Genomic DNA, 13,866 nt, shown 5'->3' with positions numbered 1-13,866 from the left:
GCAACATCGTTCGTCCGGTCGCGGCGACGGGCGACCCAATTTGTTACGTTGCTACGTTGTTACCCCTGATCGACATTCGATTTTAATTAGGGGACCTAGAAGCCTAATTTCTCCATCTTTCGCAGGACGCCTCTCGATCTCCTGACATATCGTAACAACGTAGCAGCCCTAAGCCGCCCACCGATCCAAGTCGGGAAACAGCGGCAACGCTGGCGGAACGCTGGGCTCTACCACGCGCGGATCAAAGGCAGCCACCGTTACCCAATCCACTCTCCACTCCACGCGCGCCAGATCGCCGTCAAAGCGCACGATGCCAGCGCCGTCCTGGGCCACTTCCCAGTGGCAACGCATATCGCGGTCGTACCAGCCCAGCAGCAATGTGCCGTCACTGAGGCAGATCAGAAACCGGTCGTCGGCGTCATATGGCACCATCAGCACGGTCTCCACGTCGCCGCTGACCCGCAGCCTGACGCTATCCGGGATGGGATAAATTGAGACGCACATAGCAGAATCACTCTTTCCTACATGAGAACATATAGCGAACATGCCGAACAGGAAAGGAGTCGGCAATGGTGATAATCGACGGATCGTTTCTTCTCGGCGTGGCCGCCGTGGTGACAAGCATAGCGACCCTTTGGAGGGCGATAAGGGAAAGGAGGGGGTAAAAGCCGGACAGCCGTCGGGCTGCCCGCTTATTTCCGGCAACCGCCGCCCCGCACGATCGTTTATCCACTCCATAACGAGAGAGGCATCATGACCCACAAGCCTGCAGTTCCGCCCGGCAGCACAGCGCCATACCCCGCCCATCCAGCGCCGCACGCAGAGAGCCTGCAAGCAGACCCGCTACCGGCGGACGCCGAAAGCAACGCAGGGGACGACAGATCGGTCGGCGGCGTCAGCGTGCTGGGCGCGGCTGTAGGTATCGGATCGGCGGCGATCGTGGCTGCGCTAGTATACGCGCGGCACAGGCGAGCCTGACTTTGGGGCGGGGATCTGCGCCTCGCCTTAACTCTGCCCCCGGCTCAGGCCTTCGCCGTCCCGTCGCCCAGCATCAGCCTCTCGCCCTGCGACTTTACGATCGCGGCTATTGGCCCGGCCATCAGGCTGAGCATGCCAGGCAGCTCCAGCGTGACGCGCAGCCGCCCGTCCTCAATGTCCACCTTGCACGGCACCTCTACGCCCATGCAGGACCGGGACGCCAAAGTCAGTGCAGTAAAAGGAGGTAAAGGCTATCTTGTAGAGGCCGATGGGTAGGGACATTCTCGAGCTCCTGCTGTTGGACAGCTGGACCGGGTGAGTTGGGCGTGGGCGGCCGGGTCCGGTCCGGCCGGGGTAATGCTGGAGAGTCGATAGCGGGATAGGTTGGCGGGGGGCAGCGACGGAAGCGAGAATTTAGACAACCAAGACTTTGCGCAAAACCGTCGCGCGCAATATAGACACACAATGTCCAATCATCTTGAACAGCTGACGGCGGAATGGCTCGAATATCGCGGCTATTTCGTGCGACAGTCGGTGCTGGTGGGAAAGCGAGATACGGGAGGTTTTGCGGGAGAGCTAGACATAGTCGCGCTCAATCCGACCACCCGTCACCTTGTGCATATCGAGTGTTCGTTGGACACCGACCCCTGGAGCAAGCGGGAGGCCAGATTCACGGCGAAGTTTGAAAGGGGGAGAACATATGTGCCCTCTCTGTTTGCCGGGCTCGACCTACCAGCCAAGGTTGATCAAGTCGCATTACTGCAATTTGGTGGCGGTACGCGCGAAACACTAGGCGGCGGGCGGCTGATCTGGGTGCCAGACTTTGTTGCCGACATGCTTAGCGTTTTACGAAAGAGCCGTCCGGACAAGGCTGCCATACCCTCTACCCTGCCCCTCCTCAGAACTTTGCAACTCGCTGCTCATTTCAGCCAACCCCGAGGCCGTACGGGTTGTATAATTGAGCAGCCTGAGGGAGCGACAATAGCATAATGGCCGATTGCTAACCGGCTGCTTCGATTGCACCGAGCGTGATCTTCAGACATTGCAGAGTGGTAAAATCAGGGAGCTGAAGCATGCCGACGTCAGACGACTTTCGTAGCGCACTCCGGTCGCAACTGCGGGTGGCAGAGCTCGAGGGCCTTCAACATGTGGAAATCAATTCAGGCGAACTCCATCGGAAACTCGGGGGCTATCCGGGCAGCAATCATCAAATGCCGAGTTGCTGTCAGGTTATGGAGCAAGAGCGGAGGGCGTTAGACGAAATCATCTCGGGGCCGCCGAGCGGGAAGGGTGCAAGCTTAACAGTGCGCTACCGCCTGCCGCGCTGACAGCTTTTCGTTTTTGGCCGGTCAGTCTGCTTCCGAGGAGCAGGTTCGCGATAGCCGCCCTTCCGGCTGGGCCTGCATCGAGACGCGCCGATCTTATTTGCTTCTGCCGTCCCTATTGCGGATGCTGGCCGGGAAGGCCAATGCCAACTTACGCCTTCAGGCGATCTTGCTCGGCCAGATTGCAATGTCCAAGGAGAAAACTGAAGTGCTGCGACCTAAGCGATTACTAAGTGAGCCTCTATGACTCCGCCAGAAGCCACTTTGATTGCCGCCGTAATTGCGGCGTCTGCTACGGTCATCACCCTTTTGTTCACGTTGATGAACAAACGTGGCGAGGAATTCAGGACTGCCCATCGCGACGTGATCGCTGAAGATCTTAAGGCGATTGGCAAGTGCGTGCATGAAGTCCTGGCCTTGTCCTACATACAGCTGAAAACGATAGCAGGCACGCAGCATCCTGACCGATATCGAGCTGCTGCTGACGCAGCAAAGCGCCTAAAACAGAAACGATTAGACGTTCGCTACACCTTGTGGGGAATTGATGACGCCCTTCGTACTCTAGCACGCCTGCCGGACTGGATCGGACACGCAAAGCCATCGCCAGAAACCGCGCAGATTTTGTTCACCCAAGCTAAGGTTATGGGCGAGCAAATCGACCTAGCTGTTCGAATTGCATATGTTGAAGGTAAGCCTCCCGGGCGGTGGCGCCTTTTTCGCGTGAACCGTGCGGTGAAGCAATTCAAGAAAACATACGAGACGTTTTCCAAATCTCGCAGACCTGCCAATTTAACTTCTCCATGAGACGCCAGCCATTGCCCCAACGTGTTTTGTCGATCGCATTGCCATGCGCGAGAAGCCAGCAGGACAGATTGCCCTTTGCGCTAGAAACAAGCGCGGGCAGCGACGGCCAACAACAGGTGGCGGTAACGAAGAATGGAGATCCAATTATAAGATGCTATTCATCGCGTACGATAGCGTCATCCATGCCAACGAACCTGCTCACAAGTGAAGGTAATCGATGTACAAATTCCTGAGTTTCGTTCCGTATCTAACCAGCGTCGTCATGATCGTTTTCGCTCTACTTTCTGCACGCAGCTGGAAGTTGTCCGCAGAGTTGCCGGTGCCTGCCGTGCCGGCGGAGGTTCTGGAGCCTGTGAGCGACGCCGCAGGCAGGCCTCTGCCGATCTCGATGATGGACGAGGCTCGACGCCGCGTTCTGGTGGCGACGACGACACGCGAGGCATTGACCGCCATGTCCGAAGGCGCACGCCTCAACCGTTCCGCTGCATGGTCCGCCGTATGGTCGGCCTGTTTCGCGGCATTGTCGTTTACTGTCCCCATTGTTCGGGACTTCGGGGTTTGGATGGGGTGGTGGATAACGACGCTTCTCCCGATTTGAGGACCCGGTGCCTCGCAGCTTAAACTTGCTTTTCTTCGTCGTCCCAGTTGCAGTCTGGTGACCATTCCAGTCTGGCTATAGTGGGGTGGCGGGTGTAGGCGCTGAACCTGCCGTTGGAAACGACATCCGGGAATGAAGGTATAGTTCCAAGCCAATCAGTTCGGCGATTGGACGACGAGTTGTCCGCGAATGTCCGCTGCCAAGCAAAAAAAGATTCTGACCGCACGGCAAAGAGTGGCGCGACTTGGCCCGGCCGATTGCGGAATTTCGCTCGCGATAAGTTGGCTGTACAAAGGAATTTGAAGCATGCAGCGTCGATATGCTAATCGATGTGCATGACAGAGCTTCCTAAAGATAATAGTGTTGGCAAGTACAGTCGAGCCGGCCTCAATATAGCATCCGGTGCAATTCCATTCGTCGGAGGTGTTCTAGCGGCGATCGCTGGCATGTGGGGCGAAGCCGAGCAGGAACAGGCAAATAAGATTCTACATCAATGGATACAGATGCTTGAAGACGAACTTCGCGAAAAAGGGAAGACAATCGCGGAGATCATGGCCCGCCTTGACATGAAAGACGAGGAAACAGTCAAACGTGTTGAATCGGACGAGTATCAAGCATTACTAAAAAAGAGCTTTCGTAAATGGAGTTCGATCGACAGCGAAAGTAAGCGGGAAAAAATTCGGAATATACTTTCGAATGCTGCGGCCACCCGCTTGGTATCTGATGACGTTGTCAGTCTTTTTATAGACTGGATCGACGCATATTCAGACTTCCACTTCGAGGTGATAGGCAAGGTGTACCAGCAGGAGGGGATTACGCGCGGCGGTATATGGAGAGCCTTGAATCGTCCGCAGGTTCAGGAAAACTCTGCCGATGCCGATCTCTACAGGATGCTTGTTCGTGACCTCAGCATGGGCGGCGTTATGCGACAGCACCGCCAAACGGACTGGCAGGGAAACTTCGTAAAAAAGACTCCAGAAAAAGTCATGAAGGGCGGGGGCAGCCGCACGATGACATCTGCGTTCGACGACGTCGAGAGTTACGAACTGACAGAGCTTGGGAAGCAATTTGTCCATTACGCAATGAATGAACTGGCGCCGCGGCTTACCTTTTCCGACGAAGCAGGCGAAGCCTGATTGCTCCCGAACGCTAGCGGCTTAAGCCCGGCCAGAGTGATATGAACGAACGGCCGCTTTCGGGAGATGGAGATAAGCCGCCGGACGGCGACAAGTGGCGCAAACCAGCCATCCCAAAAACGCCCACCCCGACCGTCTGTTAGTTGTTACGTTAATACCCGCTCTCGACATTCGATTTTAGTGAGGGGATCAGGTTAAGAGGGGGCGCATATGTTTACAGACGCGTCTCGATCTCCTGACATAACGTAACAACGTAACAGGCCCACCAACCCATGCCCCGTGAACGCCCCATCACCCTGGAAGGCTTGCTGCTTCTCGACGGCCGCCAGCTGATTCTACAGACGCCCGACGGCGGGCAATGGCGATTGCTGGCCCTAGGCCGCCATGACCGTCTGCTGGGCCGCAGGGTGCGCGTCGAGGGTGCCCGGCAGGGCCACGACGTGGTGGCGGCGGACAGGATCGCTCTCGCGTGACGCTGACCCAGGATCACGTGCCGTGGGGCGCTGCTTCCATGCTCTTGCGTCAACACGGCGAGCGCGCTGCCTCTGTTGCCGCCGCGCGTGTCGCGGAGATGGAGCGGGCAGGCGACGCAGACGGTGCCGCGATGTGGAAGAAGATCGCGAGCTGCTTGGCCAAGCTTTCGCCGCCTGACCGCCTGTCCTAAAGTACGGCGGTCGCCTTTCCACGTCGTCCATGCTATCTACGCTCTGCATCACGCAATTAAAGCCAATCAAAAATCCCTTTCCCCAAATAGAGAGACAGGTCGCATGTCCACAGAAGCTCTAGCGCAAGACGCTCTTATCAACCTGACCGCAGACATTGTGTCGGCGCACGTGTCCAACAACTCCGTCAGCTTGAGCGATGTTGCCGGACTGATTGCCAGCGTCCACTCTGCCCTGTCCGGCCTGACCGCCTCCAAGGTGCAGGAGGCCCCCAAGCAGGAGCCTGCCGTCTCCATTCGCGCGTCGATCAAGCCGGACCATCTGGTGTGCCTGGAGGACGGGAAGAAGATGAAGATGCTCAAGCGGCACCTGCTGACGGCGTACGGCATGACCCCGGCCGACTATCGAGCCAAGTGGGACCTGCCGTCTGACTATCCCATGGTAGCCCCCAACTACGCTGCCCAGCGCAAGGAGTTGGCGCTCAAGATCGGCTTGGGCCGCAAACGTGCCGATTCCGTCACTGCTGAGCCAGCGGCTGAGCCTGCCGCCAAGGCACCCGCCAAGCGGGGTCGCAAGCCCAAGATGGCCGAGCCTGAGCTCGCCTAATCGGCGGGCGACCGGAAACCTTGTCTTTACCATGGGGCGGCATAGTGCCGCCCCATGTCGTTCAGGAAATCCTTCCGCGCCGTCCCTCTCAGGGAGGGTGCCCACTACGCCGCCCAGCGACGCAAGCGTCGGCGGGAGCGCAACGCCCTCCAGCTGTTGATTGGCGCTGTGCTGGCGGCGGCCGTTGGCCTTGGCTCACAGCTGCTCCCCAGCGACCGCGACGATAGCGCGGGGCAGCAGGCGACCGACATGTCGGCGGTGGCAGAGACAGTCCCGTATGTGCCGCAGCCGCTCATGTCAGCCGCAGAACTGGACGCGCAGCAGCCCAGCGCCGCTAACGCGCGCGCCTCCGTTTCGCCCCGCGCAATAGCGCCCGTGGCCGCAAGCGGTGGATGGTCATACCGCAACTGTCGAGAAGCGAGGGCCGCTGGCGCTGCGCCGCTATACGCCGGGCAGCCGGGCTACGGGCCGCATATGGACGGCGACGGCGACGGTATAGCCTGCGAGCCTTACGTCGGGCCACGCTGACGTGAGGCCACATGTACGTCTGCCATAGTCGCGCGGCTTTCTTCCATAGCTGGTGTGTCAGACGATATCGCAGGGGTGGCAGGAGGATCGCAAGGGTTGGTTGATAATGCGGCCAGACGTGTCCCACTTGAACATATCCCCCGCGCCGATACTGTGGCGCTCAAGGGGAAATCGCGATGGCGCGAAAGGCCGACGGCAATGGAGGGTGTGGGCTGATTGCCCTATGTCTGGTGATCATCTTCGCCGTGGGAAAGTGCGGCGGGTCGGCGGACAGTCTGCCGGACGCGCAGTCGCCCCTGTCGATCATCGGCTCAGACACGGCGGCTGTTGCCACCACCACCATGTACGTAATCACGGCGACGCTTAACTGTCGGGCCGGTCCACAGCCTGGCGCGTCAGTGATAGAGAAGTTGGCGCGCGGCGACGCGGTGTCCGCCGGAGAGACAAGGGAGGCGTGGGTCAGCCTTGACCGCGCAGGGCAGGACTGCTGGGTCGCCCAGCGCTTTCTGTCCGAAAGCCAGCCAGAGCCGGAGCCCACGCCAGCAACGCGACCAACCCGACTCTACTCTCCGTCGTCCGACAGCTTGGGCGCGCTGTCGTCCGGCCGGAGCGGTAGCAGTGGCGGCAGTAGCTGCGGAACGAAACGGACGTGCGGCCAGATGAATAGTTGCACTGAGGCGTATCATTATCTGAACGATTGTGGCCTGGGGCGGCTGGACCGGGACGGCGACGGGGTGCCGTGCGAGAGCATATGTTGATGAACGCATGGAAAAGGCAGCTTGTCCGTGCCGATGTTATTGGAGGAGGTCACTTTGCCGATAAATAAGGGGAAAATCCGTAGCGGTGGGTACTTCACGGCCAATACGCGCTTTCGACTTGGCACCCGCCCCCCCGAGATTGGTGATGATCGGCAACACAGGCTAATTTACGACGCTATGATTGAGATAGATACATTTGATCGGGGCCAGATGCTGGCTGTCATCCGTGATCTCCATGATCTCCGGCCACGAGCCGCCGTAGACGCGGTCTATTGTCGCACGCAGATACGATCAATGTTTGAGTGTGGCTATATAGACCTAGCATAGGGCAACGCTCAGTCCGCTATATGCGTCAGCCGCGCCTCGAATCTCACGCCCGGCACCTGCTTGGAGGTGCCGCGCATCCTCAGCGCGCCGTCGTCGGCCCTGCCCGCCATCTCAACGACCACGTTGTTGAACCCTATCACGCTTACCACCCCCGGAATGGGTCGATGCTGTGTCACGCTGACCTGCATGGTCAGCACCTCGCCGTCCTCCTCGTAGGTGCCGACATAGGCGTTGCCGCTGTCGCCGCCGCGCAGCTTGCCACCCTCCTGCAGGACCAGGACGCCAAAGTCGGTGCCGTAAGTGGAGGTGAAGGCTATCTTGTACAGACCGGTGGGGAGGGACATTCTCGGGCTCCTGCTTTGGGGCAGCGGGCCGGAGGGGCTGGCGTGGGGCGGCCGGCTCCGGGTCGGCTGGATGGTGCTGGAGTGTCGATAGCGGGATGAGGCGGCGGGGACCAGTGATGGAAAGGAAACGCTCTAGCCGCCCATAATCACGGCATCCATAGCTATCGCTGAAACTGGATGTGGCGCGCACAGGAGGTTTTGACTGGGTCAGCGAAGGATGACTCGGTTGGCGGCTCCATCCACGCAACTCTCTGCTTCACTTCGACGCGGCCAGCTTCAAATGCCGTTCGATCGTGTTAATTTTGCCCTGCAACTGAATGCGAACGGCCGAGTCCGGGCATTGGTTTGCGATTCCTCGAAGCACGGTTAGCTCAGAGATTGCGCGATCGAGGTCGGCCCTCATTCATCCAGTCCTTCCCTAAGCGGCCTTGCGGCCATCCCAATAACGGCGCTCCTCCACGTCATCGCGGAAATCGAGAAGCATCTGGATGGGTTCCTGTTCCGATTTCATGGCGTTATATGCTTCCACGTCGGTAGAAAGCTGGACGCAATCACCTACGATCTGCTCGCGCCGTTGGATGAATGCCTTTTGCATGTGCTCCCGAGGCGCATCGGCCATCATGGCCCAGAACGTGTGTTGGACCCCGCCGCGCGTTACGCGGACTGCATGGTTCACGCGATAACGGCGCCCTTCGCGATCAGTCGCATATTCTTCCCGAAGCGCTGCGGACATGTCTTCCGCAAGCTTTGCCAAGGGGTCGACCTCGGGCACTTCGATCATACGCTTTTGTACGCCCCACTGAACAGCCTCGCGGGCGGTGGCAGGAACTTGACCGTTCTCCTTTTCGAACTCGTGCCAGACACGCTGCAGTTGCTCTCTGTAAGTCGGCATATTCCCGCTCCTCAAAGCGAAACCGGAGCAACATCGCCCCATCCGTCAACGACGCTGTTACCCATCAGAAACTGACGCACTTTGACCTTGTGGCGGGTCAGCCAATCATAGCGGTCCATGCGTCTCTGCAGCTGACCAACGACGATCCCTGGGTGTCGCCCAAGCCTGCCGGCGAAGCCGATGACATCTTTCTCTGCGATGTAGGGGTATTTCCGAGTGAAGAAGGACTCCAGCTCAGTCGCCGGAACGCAGCAATCCTGCGCTGCTGCGTTTGCCTTGCGTTCGGCCGGGGGAAGGTCATCCCGACCACCAGCAGCTTCAAGATCAACATCGATCTGCTCGCCGTTCAGTTCGCCACGACCATCGCCATTGAGCACATGTTCTAGCTCGTGGCGCAGCACGAACCAAAAATTGTCGATGCGATCATGCCGGGTAGTCAGCCCCACTACCGGCGCATTGTCGTCCAGCCAGAAACACACGCCATCGATGCTCGCTTTCGGTAATGTCTCCACGATCAAGAAACGAACCCCGCACTCCGCCAGCAGGCGCGGCATATGCCGAATTTCTTCGGCATGCTTCATGTAACGCGGAAGGTCCGCCACAAGAGCCTTCAGCTTGGAGGCCGAATATGCAGGGGCCACCATTTCGGCGGCGATCTGGCGAACCCTGAACAGCCATGCCAACTGGAATGGGCTGGTTTCCGAGTAGTCCGCCTTCTTCGCCGCGTGGGCCATGTGAGGGACATCAGCCAAATCGTTCTTGCAGAAAAAACGCATGACCTGGGCTTCAAGTAGCCCAATGTCGGTATCTGCCAACCACCCGCGTTTTATCATCTCCCGGATCGGGAAAGCATTTTGCAGGTTAGCCCGACGCTCTACTGCCGGGTCAGGCGCGCGAGCGTTGGCCATCTCATAAACTTGCTGGAGATTGGCAAAATAGTCGGCAGAGACATCGAACGCCTTGCCAAGCGCCTTCGCCATTTCGGGGCTGATGCCTCTCTTGCCAGAAGTGATCAGGTTCACGGCCTGCTCGGGCACGCCAAGAATATATGCGAGGTCGCGCTGGGACCAGCCGCGCGCGTCCAGCTCCTCCCGGATGAACTCGCCGGGATGAGGAACGTCAATCAGACAAGACGCAATCGTCATTTCCGATCTCCCTCAATGCGTGTCGCCGATAGCGACAATTTTAATGGTCGGCGGCCGCTCATTTTCGAGCAAACGAAAGATAATTCGGTACTGATCGTTGATACGGACGCTTCGCCTTCCATCCTGGCAACCCTGAAGTTTCTTGTAGTGCAAACTCTTCAAATTCCTTAGATCCCTCTCGTCCACGGCCGCTTCCAGCTGCACCAAGCGGCGACGGGCCGCGTGAATCACCGCAAAAGGAAGCCCAAGTTTGTGAGCTTCATCGGTGCATATGCGCTGCAAGTCGGCATCGGCGAATTCGATCCTCATGCTGAATCAGCCTAGAGGCCGACCTCGAATAAGTCAACAACATGACTGAACTAGGGGCGTTCAGTTGCAGCTTGTGGAATCACGCGAATGCATCGTTCGGCTCGGGCAGGTGTTTCACCCACAATGACCGACACTATTGCCACCCTCCAAGCCAAGATGGACGCCGCAGTCCGCGCCCTGGATTTTGAGGAGGCGAGCCGCCTGCGCGACATGATCAGCCTGATGCGCGGCGGCGCCACGGCGGCGGAGGCCGAGCGGGCGGACCTGTCGGGCGTCGAGCGTCAGCGGCCGGGCGCTATGGGTCTTGGCACCAGCCGACAGCGCGTGGCCGCGCCGGAGGGTTGGAGGCCGCCCGCCAAGCCCGACCCGATGACCGCCGGCCGATCGTCCCGCAAGGGGCGCTGGAGGCCGTGACGGCGAGCGCGCGGGAAATGGCGCTGGCGCTGCTGGCCGGCAGGGCGCCGGGCGCGACCGTGTGCCCGAGCGAGGTGGCGCGGGCCATTGCTGGGCCGGATGGCTGGCGGGACGAGATGCCGACGGTGCATGCCGCCGTGGACGAATTGATGGGCGAGGGCTTGGTTCGGTTGAGCTGGAAGGGCAAGGCGCTGGCGGAGCGGGCTGGGCCTTATCGGATTGGGTGAAGGTGATGGTTCGGCCGTTGTTGCGGCACAGCGCCATTCTGCGGGTCGAGAGGAAGGTGACGAGCCTGGCAAGGGTGTTGCGCTGTGACGCACGCCGATGCCCCTCGAGACGCGTCGAGGGCGGAAATAGAAGGAACTGCGGCGCGAAGGGTACGGGGGCATACCGGTCAGCGCAGCCACGATTGCGAGTCAGCTTGTGCGGCGGAAGTGCGGAGGGCGGCGATGTTGAGAGGAATCGCCCGTGCCCGACAGAGCCAGTCCCGCCCAGCCTAGCAAAAAGGCAATGTTACCCCAGCGTTACCCCGCTAAAAGTCCGGTTCTGCCCCTGAGGGCTAAGACGTTGTAATTGCTGGCTTTTTGGAGCGGGCGAAGGGATTCGAACCCTCGACCCCAACCTTGGCAATTTGATTCCAACGCTACGCCACAGTTTCCGGTATTGCTATTTTGTACTATATTTCAATTAGATATTGATTTTAGTCTACCACGTCATATCCTGCAATACGCCACGAAACGGCATATTTTGGAGACAATATGGAGACAATGGCTACCGTTTGGAGCTTTGTCTCCAAATGGAGGTGGCGATGCCAACTGCCAAGCTAAACAAGCGTTCGATCGATGCGCTTAAGCCCCCAGGGGAAAAGCAGTTTGTCCTTTGGGACAGTGAGATTCGAGGTTTCGGCATTCGCGTGCTTCCATCAGGCCTCAAGACATTCATCATCCAGTACCGGAATGCCGAGGGCATCAAGCGCCGCGTCAATATCGGTCGCTTTGGCGTGATCACTGCTGAGCAAGCGCGCGATCTAGCCAAGATCAAGCTCGGCGCGGTTGCCGCCGGGGAAGACCCGGCGGATGACGCTCGCCGCGCCAGGAACGAGATGAACGTGGCTGAACTGTGCGACTGGTATCTGACGGAAGCCCATGCAGGCAGAATTCTTGGACGACGAAACCGGCCGATCAAGGAGTCCTCACTCGCGATGGATGAAAGCCGAATCCGAACTCACATAAAGCCGCTGCTCGGCAAACGGATCGCCCGTCATCTGACCATTGCTGATGTCGAGGCGATGCAAAACGATGTGGCGACCGGAAAGACGAAAAAGCCCCGACCTGACGGCCGGGGCGGCAAGGTGACCGGGGGCCCCGGTGTTGCAGCACGCTGCCTGGCGACCCTTCAGGCCATCTTGGGCCATGCAAAGCATAAAGGCTTACTCGCCGAGCATCCTACAAAGGGTGCCAAGAAGCTCGCTGGCAATAAAAAAACGAGACGTCTCAGCGTCGCCGAGATCAAAGCGCTGGGCAAGGCAATGGTCTATGCCGAGCAGCAGGGCGTCAGCCCGACCGGCATTGCCGTCATCAGACTATTGCTGCTGACAGGTTATCGTCGCGAAGAGGGACAAGCCATGCAGCGGGCATGGGTAAATCCGATGGGAGGCTTCGTCGCTTTCCCTGATACCAAGACCGATGGACAAATCCGAGCGATCGGGCCGGAAGCGATCAAGGTGATCGTGTCGCAGCCGCAGATCGCAGGCAGTCCTTATGTGTTTACCGCAACCACCGGGGATGGCCCCTTTACGGCCGTCAGCGCCTGCCTGCAGCGGGTTTGCGGGTTTGCCGGAATTTCCGACGTTACCCCCCATGTTCTGAGGCATACCTTCGCCAGCATCGCAGCTGAACTGGGCTTCTCCGAACTTACGATCCGCGCGATGCTGGGGCACGCTTCGCAAAATGTGACGCAGGATTACATCCACGTCGATGAAGCCCTCAAGCTGGCCGTACGACGGACATCCGACGAGATTGCCAAGCTCCTCGCGCAAGGGGCTGCGAAGCTGGACCGCCTCCGTCTGGTTGCTTGAGCCACAAAAACGACTAGACAAATGGTAACATATACGTTACCGGAAAGGCCATGAATTGATCGTACAGGAGTATATCCGTGAGGACGGCTCCAGCCCGTTCCGTTCATGGTTTGGCGATCTCGACACCCAGGCCGGGGCTAAGGTGGCAACGGCGATTGTCAGGCTGGAGCTCGGCAATCTGTCGAACGTCAAATGGATCGGCGGCGGTCTCGGAGAATATCGGATCGATTGGGGACCAGGCTATCGGCTTTATCTTGGACAGGATGGAGATGAACTGATCATCCTGCTTGTAGGGGGGACGAAGAAGCGACAACAGGCCGATATCGATCGTGCCAGCCTACTGCTGAGGGAGTATAAGAGCCGTAAGGCGGCTGCGAAGAAAGCCAAGGGATAGAAAAATGGTACTGACGCGCGATTTCAAGGAGACGGTGAAAGAGCGCGCAGCGCGCGATCCTGCCTTTGCCAAAGCCATGCTCGACGAGGCCGCGACGGCATTCCTTAACGGTGAGCCCGATATTGCACGCCTGATCCTTCGTGACCTGGTGAATGCGTCGGTTGGGTTTGAAGCCTTGGCGGCCCAAACGAACCGGCCGAGCAAAAGCCTGCACCGGATGTTGTCCGAGAAGGGAAACCCCAGCATGGACAATCTGGCAGCCATTTTCGGAGCGGTGCGCGAGCGCCTTGGCGTTGCAATCGTAGCACATGCAGTAGAGCTTGGCTGACTGCTGCCGGCACGGAAGCCGACCCATGTGTCTATCCAAATCCAACCCTTCAACGTGCCACGCCTCTACTTCACTGCGGGCCTGCGCAATCTGCTGCAGCCTCGGAGCAAAACCAAGTGTCCGACCTCTATTTGACTTGGATGACCATGTCAGCCGTGACAAGCGTGGGGCGAAAACGGCCGGTTCGGCACATTATTTGGCATACCCCGTGCGGACCTAGCACGGTCGGGCTCTACATTGT

Annotated in this window: 22 protein-coding genes; 15 read left to right on the top strand and 7 right to left on the bottom strand. The window is 59.0% G+C overall.

The window, feature by feature from the left end; genetic code table 11:
- Positions 1-168: 168 nt before the first annotated feature.
- The gene (locus IWY39_RS11580) at positions 169-504 is read right to left on the bottom strand and encodes a hypothetical protein (protein WP_107125019.1); all 336 of its coding nucleotides are present in this window, start codon (positions 502-504) and stop codon (positions 169-171) included.
- A gap of 249 nt (positions 505-753) precedes the next feature.
- Between IWY39_RS11580 and IWY39_RS11575 the strand changes: the two genes are divergently transcribed.
- Positions 754-978 (top strand): hypothetical protein, encoded by a 225-nt coding sequence (locus IWY39_RS11575; RefSeq protein ID WP_107125018.1) that lies wholly within the window; start codon positions 754-756, stop codon positions 976-978.
- Positions 979-1,022: 44 nt separating this feature from the next.
- Here the strand turns inward: IWY39_RS11575 and IWY39_RS11570 are convergent, their stop codons facing one another.
- Positions 1,023-1,184 (bottom strand): polyhydroxyalkanoic acid system family protein, encoded by a 162-nt coding sequence (locus IWY39_RS11570; protein WP_181316768.1) that lies wholly within the window; start codon positions 1,182-1,184, stop codon positions 1,023-1,025.
- A 259-nt stretch (positions 1,185-1,443) separates the two neighbouring features.
- Here IWY39_RS11570 and IWY39_RS11565 point away from each other — a divergent pair, with 259 nt between their 5' ends.
- The 9 genes from IWY39_RS11565 (at position 1,444) to IWY39_RS11525 (ending at position 7,395) form a co-directional block, all read left to right on the top strand.
- Positions 1,444-1,968, top strand: a complete 525-nt coding sequence (locus IWY39_RS11565; RefSeq protein ID WP_107125017.1) for a hypothetical protein — start codon at positions 1,444-1,446, stop codon at positions 1,966-1,968.
- A gap of 578 nt (positions 1,969-2,546) precedes the next feature.
- Positions 2,547-3,107 carry a hypothetical protein gene (locus IWY39_RS11560; protein WP_107125015.1) on the top strand — a complete coding sequence of 187 codons (561 nt, stop codon included), beginning with the start codon at positions 2,547-2,549 and terminating at the stop codon, positions 3,105-3,107.
- A gap of 217 nt (positions 3,108-3,324) precedes the next feature.
- Positions 3,325-3,705 (top strand): hypothetical protein, encoded by a 381-nt coding sequence (locus IWY39_RS11555; RefSeq protein WP_107125014.1) that lies wholly within the window; start codon positions 3,325-3,327, stop codon positions 3,703-3,705.
- A gap of 335 nt (positions 3,706-4,040) precedes the next feature.
- The gene (locus tag IWY39_RS11550; protein WP_196871546.1) at positions 4,041-4,841 is read left to right on the top strand and encodes a hypothetical protein; all 801 of its coding nucleotides are present in this window, start codon (positions 4,041-4,043) and stop codon (positions 4,839-4,841) included.
- 272 nt (positions 4,842-5,113) lie between these two features.
- Positions 5,114-5,314, top strand: a complete 201-nt coding sequence (locus tag IWY39_RS11545; RefSeq protein WP_107125012.1) for a DUF5818 domain-containing protein — start codon at positions 5,114-5,116, stop codon at positions 5,312-5,314.
- Positions 5,311-5,505, top strand: a complete 195-nt coding sequence (locus tag IWY39_RS11540) for a DUF6961 family protein (RefSeq protein WP_107125011.1) — start codon at positions 5,311-5,313, stop codon at positions 5,503-5,505. The genes IWY39_RS11545 and IWY39_RS11540 overlap by 4 nt, the downstream gene beginning before the upstream one ends.
- Before the next feature lie 103 nt (positions 5,506-5,608).
- Positions 5,609-6,109 carry a MucR family transcriptional regulator gene (locus tag IWY39_RS11535; protein ID WP_107125010.1) on the top strand — a complete coding sequence of 167 codons (501 nt, stop codon included), beginning with the start codon at positions 5,609-5,611 and terminating at the stop codon, positions 6,107-6,109.
- Between the two features lie 54 nt (positions 6,110-6,163).
- Positions 6,164-6,637: an excalibur calcium-binding domain-containing protein gene (locus tag IWY39_RS24030; RefSeq protein WP_229380649.1), complete on the top strand. Its 474-nt coding sequence runs from the start codon at positions 6,164-6,166 to the stop codon at positions 6,635-6,637.
- 176 nt (positions 6,638-6,813) lie between these two features.
- A complete protein-coding gene (locus IWY39_RS11525) occupies positions 6,814-7,395 on the top strand; it encodes an excalibur calcium-binding domain-containing protein (RefSeq protein ID WP_107125009.1) in 582 nt (193 codons plus the stop codon).
- 335 nt (positions 7,396-7,730) lie between these two features.
- On the opposite strand, the gene IWY39_RS11520 is transcribed toward IWY39_RS11525, so the two are convergent.
- The 5 genes from IWY39_RS11520 to IWY39_RS11500 all read right to left on the bottom strand — a co-directional run bounded on the left by IWY39_RS11520 (position 7,731) and on the right by IWY39_RS11500 (position 10,412).
- Entirely contained in the window at positions 7,731-8,066 is a 336-nt protein-coding gene (locus tag IWY39_RS11520; RefSeq protein ID WP_107125007.1) for a GrlR family regulatory protein, read from the bottom strand.
- 256 nt (positions 8,067-8,322) lie between these two features.
- The gene (locus IWY39_RS11515; protein ID WP_186443239.1) at positions 8,323-8,469 is read right to left on the bottom strand and encodes a hypothetical protein; all 147 of its coding nucleotides are present in this window, start codon (positions 8,467-8,469) and stop codon (positions 8,323-8,325) included.
- 15 nt (positions 8,470-8,484) lie between these two features.
- On the bottom strand, positions 8,485-8,958 hold the full coding sequence (locus IWY39_RS11510) for a hypothetical protein (RefSeq protein ID WP_145169751.1): 474 nt from the start codon (positions 8,956-8,958) through the stop codon (positions 8,485-8,487).
- Positions 8,959-8,969: 11 nt separating this feature from the next.
- A complete protein-coding gene (locus tag IWY39_RS11505) occupies positions 8,970-10,103 on the bottom strand; it encodes a HigA family addiction module antitoxin (RefSeq protein ID WP_107125005.1) in 1,134 nt (377 codons plus the stop codon).
- Between the two features lie 12 nt (positions 10,104-10,115).
- On the bottom strand, positions 10,116-10,412 hold the full coding sequence (locus IWY39_RS11500) for a type II toxin-antitoxin system RelE/ParE family toxin (protein ID WP_107125004.1): 297 nt from the start codon (positions 10,410-10,412) through the stop codon (positions 10,116-10,118).
- Positions 10,413-10,535: 123 nt separating this feature from the next.
- Between IWY39_RS11500 and IWY39_RS11495 the strand changes: the two genes are divergently transcribed.
- The 5 genes from IWY39_RS11495 to IWY39_RS11475 all read left to right on the top strand — a co-directional run bounded on the left by IWY39_RS11495 (position 10,536) and on the right by IWY39_RS11475 (position 13,625).
- Positions 10,536-10,826, top strand: coding sequence for a UvrB/UvrC motif-containing protein (locus IWY39_RS11495; RefSeq protein ID WP_107125003.1), 291 nt, complete (start codon positions 10,536-10,538; stop codon positions 10,824-10,826).
- The gene (locus IWY39_RS11490; RefSeq protein WP_409994440.1) at positions 10,823-11,053 is read left to right on the top strand and encodes a DUF3253 domain-containing protein; all 231 of its coding nucleotides are present in this window, start codon (positions 10,823-10,825) and stop codon (positions 11,051-11,053) included. Before IWY39_RS11495 ends, IWY39_RS11490 begins: the two co-directional genes overlap by 4 nt.
- Before the next feature lie 581 nt (positions 11,054-11,634).
- Positions 11,635-12,903, top strand: coding sequence for a tyrosine-type recombinase/integrase (locus IWY39_RS11485; protein WP_196871545.1), 1,269 nt, complete (start codon positions 11,635-11,637; stop codon positions 12,901-12,903).
- Between the two features lie 55 nt (positions 12,904-12,958).
- Positions 12,959-13,297 (top strand): type II toxin-antitoxin system RelE/ParE family toxin, encoded by a 339-nt coding sequence (locus tag IWY39_RS11480; RefSeq protein WP_196871544.1) that lies wholly within the window; start codon positions 12,959-12,961, stop codon positions 13,295-13,297.
- Between the two features lie 4 nt (positions 13,298-13,301).
- Positions 13,302-13,625: a helix-turn-helix domain-containing transcriptional regulator gene (locus tag IWY39_RS11475; RefSeq protein WP_196871543.1), complete on the top strand. Its 324-nt coding sequence runs from the start codon at positions 13,302-13,304 to the stop codon at positions 13,623-13,625.
- Positions 13,626-13,866 lie beyond the last annotated feature (241 nt).

It is taken from the genome of Sphingobium sp. JAI105 (genome assembly GCF_015752145.1).
GTDB classification, from domain to species: Bacteria; Pseudomonadota; Alphaproteobacteria; order Sphingomonadales; family Sphingomonadaceae; genus Sphingobium; species Sphingobium xenophagum.
This window is presented reverse-complemented; position numbering and strand designations above follow the sequence as displayed.